Origin of the sequence: Pseudonocardia nantongensis (genome assembly GCF_046546495.1) — a bacterium.
Classification (GTDB): Bacteria; Actinomycetota; Actinomycetes; order Mycobacteriales; family Pseudonocardiaceae; genus Pseudonocardia; species Pseudonocardia nantongensis.
In genome coordinates this window covers 14,491-28,689 of sequence record NZ_JBKGXT010000027.1, presented here as the reverse complement: position 1 = coordinate 28,689, position 14,199 = coordinate 14,491, and the positions used below count along the sequence as shown (strand labels likewise).

Genomic DNA, 14,199 nt, shown 5'->3' with positions numbered 1-14,199 from the left:
CGTGCCGAGAACGGTCAGGTCCCGGATCGCCCCGTTGCTCGGGGTCCTGCTCGTGTTCGCGGTGCTCGGCGGTGCGGTCGTGTGGTTCGCCGACAGCCGCGGGTTCACCACGGGCGACCTGTGGGAGATCGTCGATCCGCCGCCGCCCGAGGAGTGCACCCGGGACGACCCCACGACGTCGGGCTGCCTCACCCCGACCGCGCTGCGGCTGCACGACACCGTCGTCGCCCGGTTCGGCGAGCCCGGCCCCGACCAGCCGCTGCGGGACGTCACCTGCTGGTCCGAGCACGCCTGGAACCCCTCCAGCGACCACCCGGCCGGACGGGCCTGCGACCTCTTCCCCGGCGGCTACGGCGAGTTCCCGCAGGGCGCGGAGCTCGATGCCGGCTGGGCACTGGCGGACTGGCTCCGGGCGAACGCCGCAGACCTGCGGGTGCGGTACGTGATCTGGCAGGGACGGATCTGGTACCGCGGCACCGGTGACTCCGGCGAGGGCCGCGCCGGTTGGGGCCGCCCCTACAACGGCGGCGGGGTCTACGACGCGCAGGACGCCACCGGCGGCCACTACGACCACGTGCACGTCAGCGTGCGTCGCTGACGTGCACGCGCCGGTCAGAGGACCGTCTCGCCGTACATCTGGCCCAGCGGGTCGGCGATCAGCTCGATCCGCGCGCCGTCCGGGTCACGGAAGTACACCGAGACGCCGGAGTGCACCTCGTGCTCCACTCCGGCCTCGGTCAGCCGCGCCACCAGCTCGTCCCACCGCTCCTGCTCGACGCTGATCGCCATGTGGTGCAGCCCGCCCAGCACCTCGGCGTACGGGCCGAGGTCGAGGCCCGGGAAGTCGAAGAACGCGAGAAGGTTGCCGTTGCCGATGTCGAAGAAGAAGTGCGACGAGCCCGGGTAGTCCCGGTTCTCGATCAGCTCGGTGAGCGGGAAGCCCAGCACGTCCTGGTAGAAGCGCACCGTCCGCTCGACGTCGGAGCTCAGCAGCGCCGTGTGGTGCAGCCCGCGGGCCGACGAGGCAGGCCGCTCGCCGGTCGGCTTGAGGTGCGCGGAGCGGATCCGGTCACGCTCGGTGTCGGTCCTGGTCGTGTCGGTCCTGGTCGTGTCGGTCATCGTGCTCAGCCCTCTCAGCTGTTCAGCAGTGCGGTGAAGTCCGGGACGTCGTCGAACTCGTCGGTGTGCGCGGCAGGCGGGCGGGCCGCGACGGCATCGGCCAGCTCACCGGCCGCGCGCTCCACCCGGCCCTCCAACGAGGTGCCCACCTCGGTGGCACCCCAGTCCTCCGGGGCGGCGAACACCGCCGTCGGGACGACGACGGCGCGCAGGTGGGCGAACAGCGGGCGCATCGCGTGCTCCAGCGCGAGCGAGTGCCGCGCCGTCCCGCCTGTGGCGGCGATCAGCACCGGGGTGCCGGTCAGCGCGTCGCGGTCCAGGACGTCGACGAACGTCTTGAACAGCCCGCTGTAGGACGCCGAGAAGATCGGCGACACGGCGACCACGGCGTCCGCGGCCGCCACCGACTCCAGCACCGGCCGCAGGGCCGCGTTCGGGAAACCGGTGACCAGGTGGTCTGCGAGGTCGCGGGCGTGCTCGCGCAGCTCCACGATCTCGATGCTGCTCTGCTCACCCCGGGTGTGCAATGCCGCGGTGGCCGCCGCGGCCAGCCGGTCGGCCAGCAGCCGGGTCGACGACGGCGTCGACAGCCCGGCGCTGAGCACCACGATCCTGCGGTTCATCAGGCGGCCTCCGTCTCCTGTGCAGTGGTCCCCGCCCCGGCGGACCGGGCGGCGAGGCGGGACTCGTGCGTCGGCGCGTCCGGCACCCCGGCCGGGCGCAGCGCGGCGAACTCCTTCCGGAGCACCGGCACGACCTCCTCACCGAGGATGTCGAGCTGCTCCAGGACGGTCTTCAGCGGCAGGCCCGCGTGGTCGATCAGGAACAGCTGCCGCTGGTAGTCACCGACGTACTCGCGGAACCCGAGGGTCCGGTCGATGACCTGCTGCGGGCTGCCGACGGTCAGCGGCGTCTCCCGGCTGAAGTCCTCCAGCGACGGCCCGTGCCCGTAGACCGGGGCGTTGTCGAAGTACGGCCGGAACTCGTTCACCGCGTCCTGCGAGTTGCGCCGCATGAACACCTGTCCACCGAGGCCGACGATCGCGCGCTCCGCCGGTCCGTGACCGTGGTGCTCCCAGCGCTTGCGGTAGAACTCGACCATCCGCTTGGTGTGCGACGCCGGCCAGAAGATGTGGTTGTGGAAGAAGCCGTCGCCGTAGTAGGCGGCCTGCTCCGCGATCTCCGGGCTGCGGATCGACCCGTGCCAGACGAACGGCGCGACGCCGTCCAGCGGGCGCGGGGTCGAGGTGAAGCCCTGCAGCGGGGTGCGGAAGCGCCCCTCCCAGTCGACGACCTCGTCGTCCCACAGCTTTCGCAGCAGTGCGTAGTTCTCGATCGCCAGGTTGATGCCCTGGCGGATGTCCTGGCCGAACCACGGGTAGACCGGGCCGGTGTTCCCGCGACCGAGTGTCAGGTCGACCCGGCCGTCGGACAGGTGCTGCAGCATCGCGAAGTCCTCGGCGATCTTCACCGGGTCGTTCGTGGTGATCAGCGTGGTCGCCGTGGACAGCTGCAGCCGCCGCGTCTGCGCGGCGATGTAGCCGAGCGTGGTCGTCGGCGAGGACGAGAAGAACGGTGGGTTGTGGTGCTCGCCGATCGCGAACACGTCCAGCCCGACCTCCTCGACCTTGCGGGCGATCGCGACCGCGGCCTTGATCCGCTCGCCCTCGCTCGGCGCGCGACCGGTCGTCGGGTCCTCCGTGATGTCGCTGACCGAGAAGACTCCGAACTGCATTGCCATCCACCTCCGGGAACCGACCATCTTGTTGATGTGTCATCTATATTGCCGGCAACATAGATGATGTGTCAATTATTCCGGTAGGATCGATCCCGTGACACGGTGGCTGGACGACCGCGAGCAGGCGGCGTGGCGGGGGTACCTGGCGATGCAGGCGCGCCTGCACGCGGAGCTGCACCGCCGGCTGCAGGCGGACTCGGGCCTGTCGATCGCCGACTTCGACGTGCTGGTCGCCTTGACCGACCGGCCTGAGCAGCGGTTGCGGGTGCTGGAGCTCGCCGAGGCCCTGCAGTGGGAGAAGAGCCGGCTCTCGCACCACCTGGCGCGGATGCAGAAGCGTGGCCTGGTGACCCGCGAGGACTGTGCCGACGACGGGCGCGGCAACTTCGTCGTGCTGACCGACGACGGCCGGGCCGCGATCGAGCGGGCCGCCCCGGCCCACGTCGAGACGGTCCGCGAGCTGGTCTTCGACGCCCTGTCCGACGACGACGTCGACGCCCTGTCGCGGATCGCGGACGCCGTCCGGGCACGGCTCGACCAGCCCTGGGGTACTAGGTGACCTGTTCGACCGGGCCCGCGATGAGCGGGCTGACCGGTTCAGGCTCACCCCCGCAGTCGGAGGGCCGGGGGCCTGCCAGCGCCCCCCGATGCAGCCCGACCTGCCACGTCCGGCCGTCGACATGCCGGACCCGGGGAGTCTTCGGATCACCGACGTCGACCGTGAGCGCGCCGACCGCCCAGATCCCCACCGTCGCGCGGACCACGAGCTCGGCGACCTGTCCGGGACCCGGCCAGGTGGTGCGTCCCCGGCAGCGCCCGAGCTCCATCTCACCGGCCCGCGCCGCATCGAAGGCCGTGAGCGTCGCCGACACGTCGAGCCGGCCGTAGGCGTACCCCGACGGCAGCACGAGAGCGGTCGGCGCGAAGCGGTGCCCGCCGAGGTGGCTGCACTCCCAGACATCGACCCCGCTCCCGGCCAGCTCGGCCGCCAACGGCCTGCCCTCGATGACGCAGCACCGATCCCGCCCGCCGTGCCCGCAGACGAAGAGCACCGGCTCGGCCCGGGCCATGTCCAGTTCGACGCCGCGGAGGGACTCCTGGGCGCAGCGCGGGGTCGCGTCCGCCTCCATCGGCCCACCATAGAACCTGGCGAGCTCACCAGAACCTGGCGAGCTCACCGGGCGACGGTTCCGTCCCGCTCCCGGGTCAGGTCGTCGCGTTCCAGCAGCCACGCCGTCGCGATCCCGGCGACCAGCCCCCAGAACGGGGCCCCGATGTTGAACGCGGTCACCCCGGAGACGGTGACCACGAACGTCACCAGCGCCCCCAGCGTCACGCGGGCGCCGAACGCCGCCACGAACGACGACTGCAGCACCTTGAGCATCGCGAGCCCGCCGAGGGTCGCGAGGAACGCCGGCGGTGCGGCCAGCATCGTGCGCACCACCAGCGGTGCGCACAGCCCGAACACCATCGCCAGCGCCCCGCAGACGATCCCGGCGGTGTACTGGCGGTCCCGCTCGCCGGACGCGGTGAGCAGCGCGTTCGTCGGCCCGGTGAGGCAGGTCGAGACGGCGCCGACGCCGGCGGCGAGCGCGGACCACAGGCCGCAGGCCACGGTGACCGCGTTGGTCGGCGGGTCGTGCCCGGCGCCGCGCAGCACCGCGACCCCCTGCCCGTTCTGCACCACCAGCACGGTGATCGCCAGCGGGACGACCAACTCCAGCAGCGCCTGCACCGACCACTGCGGGGTGACCAGCGCCGGAGCCGCCAGCCAGCCGGTGAGGTCCCCGCCACCGGCGCCGCGGTGCCCGCTCACCAGCACCGCGACAACCCCGGCCAGCAGCGCCCCGAGCACCGGCGGCATCCGGCGTCCGGCCGCCGGCCAGGCGCTGAGCAGCACGAACACCACGACCATCGGGACGGCGACCGCGCCGTCACCGGCGACGGCGGTGACCAGTCCGGTGCCGAAACCGAGGAACACCCCGGCCACCATCGCCATCACGATCGGCATCGGGATCGCGGCCATCGCCGTCCGGACCCAGCCGGACAGCCCGAGCAGCAGCATCAGCAGCCCGGTCGCCAGGTAGGCCCCGACCACCTCGGGCAGGCTCAGGTGCCCCAGTGCCTGCCCGACCAGCACGGTGCCCGGGATGGTCCAGAAGAACCCCAGCGGCTGCCGGTAGAACCAGCAGGCCAGCACGGTCAGCAGGCCGTTCAGGAAGAACACCCCGAACAGCCATGACGCGAGTTCGCGGCCGCCGAGACCGCCCTGCACCCCGGCCGCGAGGATCACCGCGATCGGCCCGGTGGCGGCGAAGATCAGGCCGATCAGGCCGTTCGCCGCGTACTGCACTCCCAGGTCACGCAGCATCCGCCGGGGCCCCGGCGGGGCGCCCGACGGGCGTTCGAGCGTTGCGGCGGGCACGTCAGCCTCTCCGGCGGTCCTGCAAGCGCTGCAGCTTCCCGACCGAGCGCTCCAGGGTGTCCGGGTCGACGACCTCGCAGGTCACCGTGATGCCGACGGTCTCCTTCACCGCCCGCACCAGCTCGGCCGCGGCCGGTGCGCGCCGGTCGCCCGGGGTGTCGTGCCGGGCCTCGACCCGCACCCCGAGGGTGTCCATCCGGCCCTCGGTGCTGAGCACCAGCTGGAAGTGCGGGGCGAACCCCGGCGTGCGCAGCACGATCTCCTCGATCTGGGTCGGGAAGACGTTCACCCCACGCAGGATGATCATGTCGTCGGACCGGCCGGTGATCTTGGCCATCCGGCGCATCGACGGCCGCGCGGTGCCCGGGTGCAGCGTCGTCAGGTCCCGGGTGCGGTAGCGGATGATCGGCAGCCCCTCCTTGGTGAGGCTGGTGAACAGCAGCTCGCCCTCCGCGCCGTCCGGGAGCGGGGTGCCGTCCAGGGGGTCGACGACCTCCGGCAGGAAGTGGTCCTCCCAGATGTGCAGGCCGTCCTTGGTCTCCACGCACTCCTGCGAGACACCCGGTCCCATCACTTCGGACAGCCCGTAGATGTCGACCGCGTGGATGCCGGCGCGCTGCTCGATCTCGGCGCGCATCTGCTCCGTCCAGGGCTCGGCGCCGAAGATCCCGACCTGCAGCGACGAGCTCCGCGGGTCGATGCCCCGGCGCTCGAACTCGTCGAGCAGGGTGAGCATGTAGGACGGCGTCAGCATGATCACTTCGGGTTCGAAGTCGGTGATCAGCTGGACCTGGCGCGGCGTCATTCCGCCGGACACCGGGATCGCCGTCGCGCCGAGCTTCTCCACGCCGTAGTGCGCCCCCAGCCCGCCGGTGAACAGGCCGTAGCCGTACGCGACGTGCACCCGGTGCCCGGGCCGCCCGCCCGCGGCGCGGATCGAACGCGCCACCAGCGTCGCCCAGTTGTCGATGTCGCCCGCGGTGTAGCCGACGACGGTGGGCCGCCCGGTCGTCCCGGACGACGCGTGGATCCGCGCGATCCGTTCCCGCGGCACCGCGAACATGCCGAACGGGTAGGTCTCGCGCAGGTCGGCCTTGGTCGTCGTCGGGAAGTTGGCGATGTCGGCGAGCTCGCGGCAGTCGTCCGGGTGCACGCCGTGCGCGTCGAACTTCGCCCGGTAGTGGCCGACGTTGTCGTAGGCGTGCCGCAGCGTCCACTGCAGCCGCCGCAGCTGCAGCGCGCGCAGCTCGTCGACCGACATCCGTTCGGCCGGGTCCAGCAGGTCCGCCGGGGCCGGCTCCCCCAGCCGCTTGTGCACCGAGGTGGTCACTGTCCCTCCTGCTTCGCGACGAGGGTCAGCACGTCGTAGCGGGCGACGGACTCGCCGTCCTGCCGGGTGACGTCGGCGTCCCAGCGGACCTCGCCGTACCCGGCGGACTCGCGCGGGGTGATCTGCTTGCAGGTCAGGGTCACGGTGAGCTCGTCGTCGAACCGCACCGGGGTGAGGAACCGCAGCCCGTCGACGCCGAAGTTGGCCAGCACCGGTCCCGGATCCGGGTCGACGAACAGGCCCGCGGCCAGCGACACGACCAGGTAGCCGTGCGCGACCCGCTGCCCGAACAGCGGGTTCGCCGCGGCGGCGGCGGAGTCCATGTGCGCGTAGAAGGTGTCGCCGGTGAACTCGGCGAAGTGCTCCACGTCCTCCCGGCTGACCCGGCGGGGTCCGGCGACCAGGCAGTCGCCCGGCCGCAGCTCCTCGAGGTGCTTGCGGAACGGGTGCACATCGGACTCGTGGCGCTGCGCGCCGCTCACCCAGCGGCCGGTGATCGCGACCAGCGAGTCCGGGTCGGCCTGGACCGCGGTGCGCTGCATGTGGTGGAACACGCCGCGGATCCCACCCATCTCCTCGCCGCCACCGGCCCGGCCGGGACCGCCGTGCACGAGCTGCGGCAACGGGGAGCCGTGCCCGGTGGACTCCGCGCCGTCGCGGGCGTTGAGGACGTGTACCCGGCCGTGGAACGGGGCGATACCGAGCACGACCTCGCGGACGAACTGCGGGTCCCCGCTCACCACGGACCCGGCCAGGCTGCCCTGGCCGCGGGCGGCGTAGTCGATCAGCTGCGCGGTCGAGTCGTAGGGCAGCACCGTCGCGACCGGCCCGAACGCCTCGACCTCGTGCGGCTCGGCCCGCTCCGGGTCACCGACCAGCAGCAGCGGCGAGACGAACGCGCCCCGCTCGGCGTCGGCGCCGGTCACCTCGACGGAGTCCGGGTCGCCGAACGCGATCCGGCCGGCGTCGCGCAGCGCCTTCACGCTGCGCCGGACCTCCTCGCGCTGGTCCAGGCTCGCCAGCGCTCCCATCCCGACACCCTCGGCGTCCGGGGCGCCGACGACGACCCTCGCCAGCCTCGCGGACACCGCCTCGACCACGGCGTCGACCTGAGTCCGGGGCACGAACGCGCGCCGGATCGCCGTGCACTTCTGCCCGGCCTTGACCGTCATCTCGGTGGTCAGGGCCTTGACGAACAGGTCGAACTCGTCGGTCCCGGGCGACGCGTCCGGGCCGAGCGCGGCCAGGTTCAGCGAGTCCGCCTCGGCGGAGAAGCGCACCGCGTTGCGCACCAGCGCGGGGTGGCTGCGCAGGGTCTGCGCGGTCGCGGCGGAGCCGGTGAACGACACCAGGTCCTGCCCGGTGAGGCGGGTGAAGGTGTCGCCGAGCGAGCCGGCGACGAACTGCAGCGCACCGTCCGGAAGCAGTCCGGAGTCGACGATCAGCTCGATCAGCTTCGCGGTCAGGAACGCGGTCGGGGTCGCCGGTTTGACCAGCGTGGGCACACCGGCGAGGAACGCCGGGGCGAGCTTCTCCAGCGGCCCCCATACCGGGAAGTTGAACGCGTTGACCTGCACCGCGACCCCGTGCAACGGGGTGAGGACGTGCTGACCCAGGAACGTCCCGCCCCGGCCGAGCGCCTCGACGTCGCCCTCGACGTGGATCGTGTCGTTGGGCAACTCGCGCTTGGCCTTGGACGCGTAGGCGAGCAGCACGCCGATGCCGCCGTCGACGTCGAACTTCGAGTCACCGAGCGTCGCGCCGGTCCGCGCGGACACCGCGTAGAGCTCGTCGCGATGCTCGCGCAGGTGCTGCCCCAGCGCCTTGAGCAGGGCGGCGCGCTGGTGGAAGGTGAGCTCACGCAGGGCGGGACCGCCGGTGCGCCGCCCGAACTCCAGCGCGCCGGCCAGGTCGAGACCGTCGGCGGAGATGCGGGTGACCTCGTCGCCGGTCACCGCGTCATACAGCGGTCGCCCCTCCCCGGTCCCGGTCTGCCAGGAACCCGCGAGGTGGCTACGGAGCAGGGTCATCGGTGACGCCTCCGGAAGCGAATCATTGAACCGACCGTTCGTTCGGCAGGCACGCTAGCACCCCTTCCCCGCGTTGTGGAGCCTCCGCGCGGCCCGCTGCTCGCGTTGTGGAGTCGACACGCATCGACGCGAGAGGAGACCGATCGTTCGGTCGGTGGCTATGGTGTGCCGATGGCCGACTCTGCCGACCCCGCCGTGCTCCGCACCCGCGACGAGACCGACCCCGCCGTGGCGGTACTGTCGCTGAACCGGCCGGCGAAGTACAACGCGCTCACCGTCGAGCTCAAGGAGGCCCTGCTCCCGGCCGTCGACGAGGTCGCCGGGGACGACTCGGTGCGCGCCGTGGTGATCACCGGCTCCGGGAAGGCGTTCTGTGTCGGCCAGGACCTCGGGGAGCACGCGGCGAACCTGGAGCGGGATGCGACGACCGCGTTCGACACCGTCCGCGAGCACTACAACCCGCTGGTCCGCTCCGTCACCGGGATGCCGAAGCCGGTGATCGCGGCGGTCAACGGACCCTGCGTCGGCGCCGGGCTCGGCCTGGCCCTGGCCGCCGATCTGCGGATCGCCGCCGAGGGGACGACGTTCTCCACGGCGTTCACCGGGATCGGCCTCACCGCCGACACCGGGCTCTCGGCGAGCCTGGCGCACGCGGTCGGGGTCGCCCGGGCGACCGAGCTCCTGCTGTGCGGCGACACGTTCACCGCCGACGACGCCCGCAACTGGGGCCTGGTCCGCGATGTCGTCCCCGCCGCCGAGGTACTGGACACCGCGCTGGTGCTGGCCCGCCGGCTCGCGGCCGGGCCGACCGCGGCCTACGCCGAGGTCAAGGCCGCGGTCCGGTTCGGCGCGGTGAACGAGATGCCGGCCGTCCTGGAGCACGAGGCCGACGCCCAGGCCCGGCTGGCCACCACCCGGGACCACCGGGCCGCCGTCGCGGACTTCCTCGCCAAGAAGACGCCCACGTTCGAGGGCCGATGAGCGAGGCGCCGACGAAGCGGGCCCGCCGGCCCAGCGGCGGCCGCGAGTCGCTACTGGAGACCGCCGTCGGCGAGTTCATCGCGCGCGGCTACGACGCGACGTCGATGGAGGACCTCTCGCGCGCCGCGGGGATCACCAAGTCGTCGTTCTACCACCACTTCACCGGCAAGGAGGCGCTGCTGCGGGCGGCGCTGGAACGCGCCGTGGACGGCCTGTTCGGCGTGCTGGACCTGCCCGGCGCCCGGGACGGAGCACCCGCGGAGCGGCTGCGGACGATCGTGCGCGAGCAGGTCCGGGTCCTGACGACCGAGCTGCCGTACGTGACGCTGTTGCTGCGGGTCCGCGGCAACACCGAGACCGAGCGGTGGGCCCTGGAGCGCCGGCGGGCGTTCGACGCCGAGATCACCGGGCTGGTCCGGGAGGCCGTCGAGGCCGGTGAGGTGCAGGCGGGCATCGATCCCGCGCTCGCGGCGCGGCTGCTCTCCGGCCTCGTCAACTCGATCGTCGAGTGGTACCGGCCCGGCCGCCCGGGCACCGCCACCCTGCCCGAGGACGTCGTCGCCGCCACCTTCACCGGGATCGTCCCGGCTCCCTGACCGCGAGATGTACGTTCCGGTCGCGAGCGCGGCGGAAACGTGCATCTCGGCGGGCGAGGCGATAGCGGACGAGGCCGGCCACGTACTCCGGACGGTGCAGCACGATGTGCGCCTCGGGCCGGAGGATCTCCCAACCCCGCGCGGTGAGGAACGCCTGGCGGGCGAGGTCGTCCCGGGCCTGCTCCGGGGTCAGGTGGTGCCCGCCGTCGTACTCGATGCCGAGGAGCAGATCCGGATAGGCGAGATCGATGCGGTACTCACCCACCGGGTGCTGCAGCACGGGCGGCCGGACACCGTGGTCGTGCAGGGCGAGCCGCACCCGGGTCTCCATCGGCGACTCGGCCAACGGGCTCGCCAGCGCGATCCGACCGCCCAGCCGGGCGGCTCCCCGCTGTCCCGGGTGCCGTGTCGCCAGGTCGAGGACGGCGGCCGGGGCGAACCCACCGATGCGGGAGAGCGCGTCGAGGGCGATCACCGCATCGACCCGGTCCTCGACCCGGGCCAGGTCGAACGCAGCCCGGACCGCCGAAGTCGTGGTCACCGTGCGCCCGGGCACGAACCGGCGCCGGCGGCCCGGGACCGGGATCCGCACCCCCGACGCGATCTCCGCCGGGGGCACCTGGGCGTGACGCACCCGCAGCCCGGGCTGCGCACGGCGACGGCCCCGCACCACGAGGACCTCGACCGGCGCCCGCCGGGGTGCGCACGCCGCCCCGAGCATCTCCGCCGCGGCCCACCCGGCCAGCGCCGCCGAGCAGGCCGACGAGCTCGCCGACGGAAGGCCTGGTCGGCGCTCGGGCGAGCTGTCGACCAGCACACCGAACGACAGCGCGGCGGCCTCGCAGTGCACCAGGTAGGTCACCGCCACGTCGGACGCGACGAACACGCCGCGGAACAGCGCCGTGAAGGCTCGGCCACGCAGCTGCCTCGGAGTCACCAGGCCGGCTGCGATCGCCGCCGACCCCACGAACGGTCGATTCAGGTTCATGTGGCTCGGACGACGCCGGGCCCCACCCGGTTCCCTCGTCGCACGATCCGGCACCCGCAACCGCGGGAGCGGTGGGCCTCACCCCGTCGATCTGCACGTTTCCGCCGCGGGGACGGCGCGAACGTCACACTCGCCGGCACGGCCGCCGGCGCGCTGCGGGGTTGCGGGGCGGCGGACGCTGCGCCACACTAGCCGAACGAACATTCGGTACGGAGGTGGCCCAGTGACGAGCACCGCGCCGAGCGAGGCCGAGCTGGAGGAACGGTTCGACGCGACGATCGCGGCGGACCAGCGGATCGAGCCGCGGGACTGGATGCCCGAGGCGTACCGCAAGACGTTGATCCGGCAGATCGCGCAGCACGCGCATTCCGAGATCATCGGGATGCAGCCCGAGGGCAACTGGCTGCTGCGGGCGCCGTCGCTGCGCCGGAAGGCGATCCTGCTGGCGAAGGTGCAGGACGAGGCCGGACACGGGATGTACCTCTACGCGGCCGCCGAGACGCTCGGGGTCGATCGCGAGGAGCTGACCGAGAAGCTGATCTCCTCGCGGCAGAAGTACTCGTCGATCTTCAACTACCCGACGCTCTCCTGGGCCGACATCGGCGTCATCGGCTGGCTGGTGGACGGGGCCGCGATCGCGAACCAGGTGCCGTTGTGCCGCTGCTCCTACGGCCCGTACGCCCGGGCGATGATCCGGATCTGCAAGGAGGAGTCGTTCCACCAGCGCCAGGGCTACGAGTCGCTGCTGTCGCTGATGAACGGCACCGACGCGCAGCGGGCGATGGTGCAGGAGTCGGTGGACCGATGGTGGTGGCCGTCGTTGATGATGTTCGGCCCGGCCGACGGCGACTCGCCGAACACGCACCAGTCGATGGCGTGGGGCATCAAGCGGCACACCAACGACGAGCTGCGGCAGCGGTTCGTGGACATGACCGTCCCGCAGGCCGCGGCTCTGGGCGTCACGCTGCCCGACCCGGACCTGCGGTGGAACGACGAGCGGGGCGCGCACGACTTCGGCGAGCCGGACTGGAGCGAGTTCACGGCCGTGATCTCCGGCGCCGGGCCGGCGAACCAGCAGCGGCTGGCGCACCGGCGCCGCGCCCACGAGGACGGTGCGTGGGTGCGCGAGGCGGCCCAGGCGTACGCGGACAAGCAGGCGGCACGAGCGGAGGCCGGGACATGAGCGAGCAGAAGGTGAACCCGGAAGACGTCACTGCGGAGGGTGGGCACGGAGCCGTGCCCACCGCGGGTGTCGAGACCGGCGCCGGTGAGCGACCGTCCCGGCGGACCTGGCCGCTCTACGAGGTGTTCGTGCGCGGCAAGCGCGGGCTCAACCACGTGCACGTCGGATCGCTGCACGCCGCCGACGACGAGATGGCCCTGCACAACGCCCGCGACGTCTACACCCGCCGCAACGAGGGCGTCTCGCTGTGGGTGGTGCGGGCCGATCACATCGCCGCGTCCAGCCCGGACGAGAAGGACCCGTTCTTCGCGCCGAGCGCGGACAAGGTCTACCGGCACCCGACCTTCTACGCGATCCCGGAGGAGGTGCCGCACCTGTGAGCCCGCACGCCCACGACGAGGACGCCACGAACGCCTACCAGGCGCTGTCGGAGACCGTCGGGCAGGACGACCCGCGCTGGGCGTTCGGCTCCGGGTTCGACGCCGAGCTCGAGGCCGACATCACCGCCGCCGTCCCGGACGGCGCGGACCCGGCGGACCTGGCCGAGTACTGCCTGATGCTGGGCGACGACGCCCTGGTCTACAGCCACCGGCTCACCGAGTGGGTGTCCAACGCCCCGGAGCTGGAGGAGGAGGTCGCGCTCGCGAACACCGCGCTCGACCTGCTCGGACAGGCCCGGATGCTGCTGTCCCGGGCCGGTCACGTGGAGGGGCTGGTCCCCGGCCGCCCGGGCCGGGACGAGGACGCGCTGGCCTACCGGCGCGAGGTCTCCGAGTTCCGCAACGTCGCGCTCGCCGAACCGTCCGACGACCTCGACTTCGCCCGCTGCGTCGCCCGGCTGCTGGTGTTCGCCACCTGGCGCCTCGCGCTGCTGCAGCGGCTCGAGGGCTCGACCGACCCGGTGCTCGCCGCCGTCGCCGCGAAGGGCGTCAAGGAGGTCACCTACCACCGCGACTACGCCGCCCGCTGGACGCTGCGTCTCGGCGACGGCACGCCGGTCTCGCACGAGCGGATGCAGGCGGCGCTGGAGTGGGTGTGGCCGCTGCTGGACGAGCTGTTCCGTACCTCCGCCCCGGAACGGCGCCTGGTCACGGCCGGGATCGCCGCCGACCCCGCGGAGACCCGCGCCGAGGTCGACGCGGTGCTGGACCGGGTTCTCGTCACTGCGACACTGACCCGCCCGGACCGGCCCCCGATGGGCACGATCGGCGGACGCGGCGGCCGCCACGGCGTGCACACCGAGAAGCTCGAGCCCGCCCTGGCCGAGATGCAGAGCCTGGCCCGCAAGCACCCGGGAGCGTCGTGGTGACCGCGCCGGCCCTTGGCGCCCGCGACGTCGTCGCCCGTGTCGTGGACCCGGAGATGCCGATGCTGACCCTGGACGACCTCGGCGTCATCCGATCGGTGACCGAGCACGACGCGGGTGTCACGGTGACGATCACGCCGACCTACTCGGGCTGCCCGGCGATCGAGGAGATGCGGGCAGACATCGCCCGCACGCTCGGCACCGCCGGGTACGGACCGGTCGAGGTGCGCACGGTGTTCTCGCCGGCCTGGAGCACCGACTGGATCAGTGAGACCGGCCGGCGCAAGCTCGCCGAGGCCGGCGTCGCCCCGCCGGGGCGGGTCCCGGAACGCGGCACCGGGCCGATCCCGCTGACTCTCGAGGCCCCGTCGTCGGTGGTGCGCTGCCCGCAGTGCGGGTCCCCGGCGACCACGGAGTTCTCCCGGTTCGGCCCGACCGCCTGCACCGCGCTGCGGACCTGCGGCGCCTGCCGGGAGCCCTTCGAGCACATGAAGGAGATCTAG

Annotated in this window: 16 protein-coding genes; 8 read left to right on the top strand and 8 right to left on the bottom strand. The window is 72.8% G+C overall.

Annotated elements, in window-relative coordinates:
• Position 1: 1 nt before the first annotated feature.
• Entirely contained in the window at positions 2–598 is a 597-nt protein-coding gene (locus ACLFMI_RS23785) for a hypothetical protein (RefSeq protein WP_410950172.1), read from the top strand.
• A gap of 14 nt (positions 599–612) precedes the next feature.
• Here the strand turns inward: ACLFMI_RS23785 and ACLFMI_RS23780 are convergent, their stop codons facing one another.
• From ACLFMI_RS23780 to ACLFMI_RS23770, 3 genes are read right to left on the bottom strand one after another with little or no spacing between them, the layout of a single operon-like run.
• Positions 613–1,119 carry a VOC family protein gene (locus ACLFMI_RS23780; RefSeq protein WP_410950171.1) on the bottom strand — a complete coding sequence of 169 codons (507 nt, stop codon included), beginning with the start codon at positions 1,117–1,119 and terminating at the stop codon, positions 613–615.
• Positions 1,120–1,133: 14 nt separating this feature from the next.
• The gene (locus ACLFMI_RS23775; protein ID WP_410950170.1) at positions 1,134–1,742 is read right to left on the bottom strand and encodes a CE1759 family FMN reductase; all 609 of its coding nucleotides are present in this window, start codon (positions 1,740–1,742) and stop codon (positions 1,134–1,136) included.
• Entirely contained in the window at positions 1,742–2,854 is a 1,113-nt protein-coding gene (locus tag ACLFMI_RS23770) for an LLM class flavin-dependent oxidoreductase (RefSeq protein WP_410950169.1), read from the bottom strand. The genes ACLFMI_RS23775 and ACLFMI_RS23770 overlap by 1 nt, the downstream gene beginning before the upstream one ends.
• Before the next feature lie 97 nt (positions 2,855–2,951).
• Between ACLFMI_RS23770 and ACLFMI_RS23765 the strand changes: the two genes are divergently transcribed.
• Positions 2,952–3,416: a MarR family winged helix-turn-helix transcriptional regulator gene (locus ACLFMI_RS23765; RefSeq protein WP_410950168.1), complete on the top strand. Its 465-nt coding sequence runs from the start codon at positions 2,952–2,954 to the stop codon at positions 3,414–3,416.
• On the opposite strand, the gene ACLFMI_RS23760 is transcribed toward ACLFMI_RS23765, so the two are convergent.
• The 4 genes from ACLFMI_RS23760 to paaZ all read right to left on the bottom strand — a co-directional run bounded on the left by ACLFMI_RS23760 (position 3,409) and on the right by paaZ (position 8,642).
• Entirely contained in the window at positions 3,409–3,987 is a 579-nt protein-coding gene (locus ACLFMI_RS23760) for a sucrase ferredoxin (protein ID WP_410950167.1), read from the bottom strand. The two genes, ACLFMI_RS23765 and ACLFMI_RS23760, sit on opposite strands and share 8 nt — an antisense overlap.
• Before the next feature lie 44 nt (positions 3,988–4,031).
• Entirely contained in the window at positions 4,032–5,282 is a 1,251-nt protein-coding gene (locus ACLFMI_RS23755) for a benzoate/H(+) symporter BenE family transporter (RefSeq protein ID WP_410950166.1), read from the bottom strand.
• Between the two features lies 1 nt (position 5,283).
• The gene (paaK, locus tag ACLFMI_RS23750) at positions 5,284–6,543 is read right to left on the bottom strand and encodes a phenylacetate--CoA ligase PaaK (protein WP_410950219.1); all 1,260 of its coding nucleotides are present in this window, start codon (positions 6,541–6,543) and stop codon (positions 5,284–5,286) included.
• Positions 6,544–6,608: 65 nt separating this feature from the next.
• The gene (gene paaZ, locus ACLFMI_RS23745; protein ID WP_410950165.1) at positions 6,609–8,642 is read right to left on the bottom strand and encodes a phenylacetic acid degradation bifunctional protein PaaZ; all 2,034 of its coding nucleotides are present in this window, start codon (positions 8,640–8,642) and stop codon (positions 6,609–6,611) included.
• A 171-nt stretch (positions 8,643–8,813) separates the two neighbouring features.
• Here paaZ and ACLFMI_RS23740 point away from each other — a divergent pair, with 171 nt between their 5' ends.
• Together ACLFMI_RS23740 and ACLFMI_RS23735 are read left to right on the top strand one after the other, a co-directional pair.
• Positions 8,814–9,623 carry an enoyl-CoA hydratase/isomerase family protein gene (locus ACLFMI_RS23740; protein WP_410950164.1) on the top strand — a complete coding sequence of 270 codons (810 nt, stop codon included), beginning with the start codon at positions 8,814–8,816 and terminating at the stop codon, positions 9,621–9,623.
• The gene (locus ACLFMI_RS23735; protein ID WP_410950163.1) at positions 9,620–10,219 is read left to right on the top strand and encodes a TetR/AcrR family transcriptional regulator; all 600 of its coding nucleotides are present in this window, start codon (positions 9,620–9,622) and stop codon (positions 10,217–10,219) included. Before ACLFMI_RS23740 ends, ACLFMI_RS23735 begins: the two co-directional genes overlap by 4 nt.
• Here the strand turns inward: ACLFMI_RS23735 and ACLFMI_RS23730 are convergent.
• The gene (locus ACLFMI_RS23730; RefSeq protein WP_410950162.1) at positions 10,194–11,156 is read right to left on the bottom strand and encodes an endonuclease domain-containing protein; all 963 of its coding nucleotides are present in this window, start codon (positions 11,154–11,156) and stop codon (positions 10,194–10,196) included. The genes ACLFMI_RS23735 and ACLFMI_RS23730 overlap by 26 nt on opposite strands.
• Positions 11,157–11,430: 274 nt before the next feature.
• On the opposite strand from ACLFMI_RS23730, the gene paaA reads away from it, so the two are divergent.
• The 4 genes from paaA to paaD are packed head-to-tail and all read left to right on the top strand — an operon-like array spanning position 11,431 to position 14,199.
• On the top strand, positions 11,431–12,390 hold the full coding sequence (paaA, locus tag ACLFMI_RS23725) for a 1,2-phenylacetyl-CoA epoxidase subunit PaaA (protein ID WP_410950161.1): 960 nt from the start codon (positions 11,431–11,433) through the stop codon (positions 12,388–12,390).
• Positions 12,387–12,770 (top strand): 1,2-phenylacetyl-CoA epoxidase subunit PaaB, encoded by a 384-nt coding sequence (gene paaB / locus ACLFMI_RS23720; RefSeq protein ID WP_410950160.1) that lies wholly within the window; start codon positions 12,387–12,389, stop codon positions 12,768–12,770. The genes paaA and paaB overlap by 4 nt, the downstream gene beginning before the upstream one ends.
• Positions 12,767–13,699, top strand: a complete 933-nt coding sequence (paaC, locus tag ACLFMI_RS23715) for a 1,2-phenylacetyl-CoA epoxidase subunit PaaC (protein WP_410950159.1) — start codon at positions 12,767–12,769, stop codon at positions 13,697–13,699. Before paaB ends, paaC begins: the two co-directional genes overlap by 4 nt.
• Positions 13,693–14,199: a 1,2-phenylacetyl-CoA epoxidase subunit PaaD gene (paaD, locus tag ACLFMI_RS23710; protein WP_410950158.1), complete on the top strand. Its 507-nt coding sequence runs from the start codon at positions 13,693–13,695 to the stop codon at positions 14,197–14,199. Before paaC ends, paaD begins: the two co-directional genes overlap by 7 nt.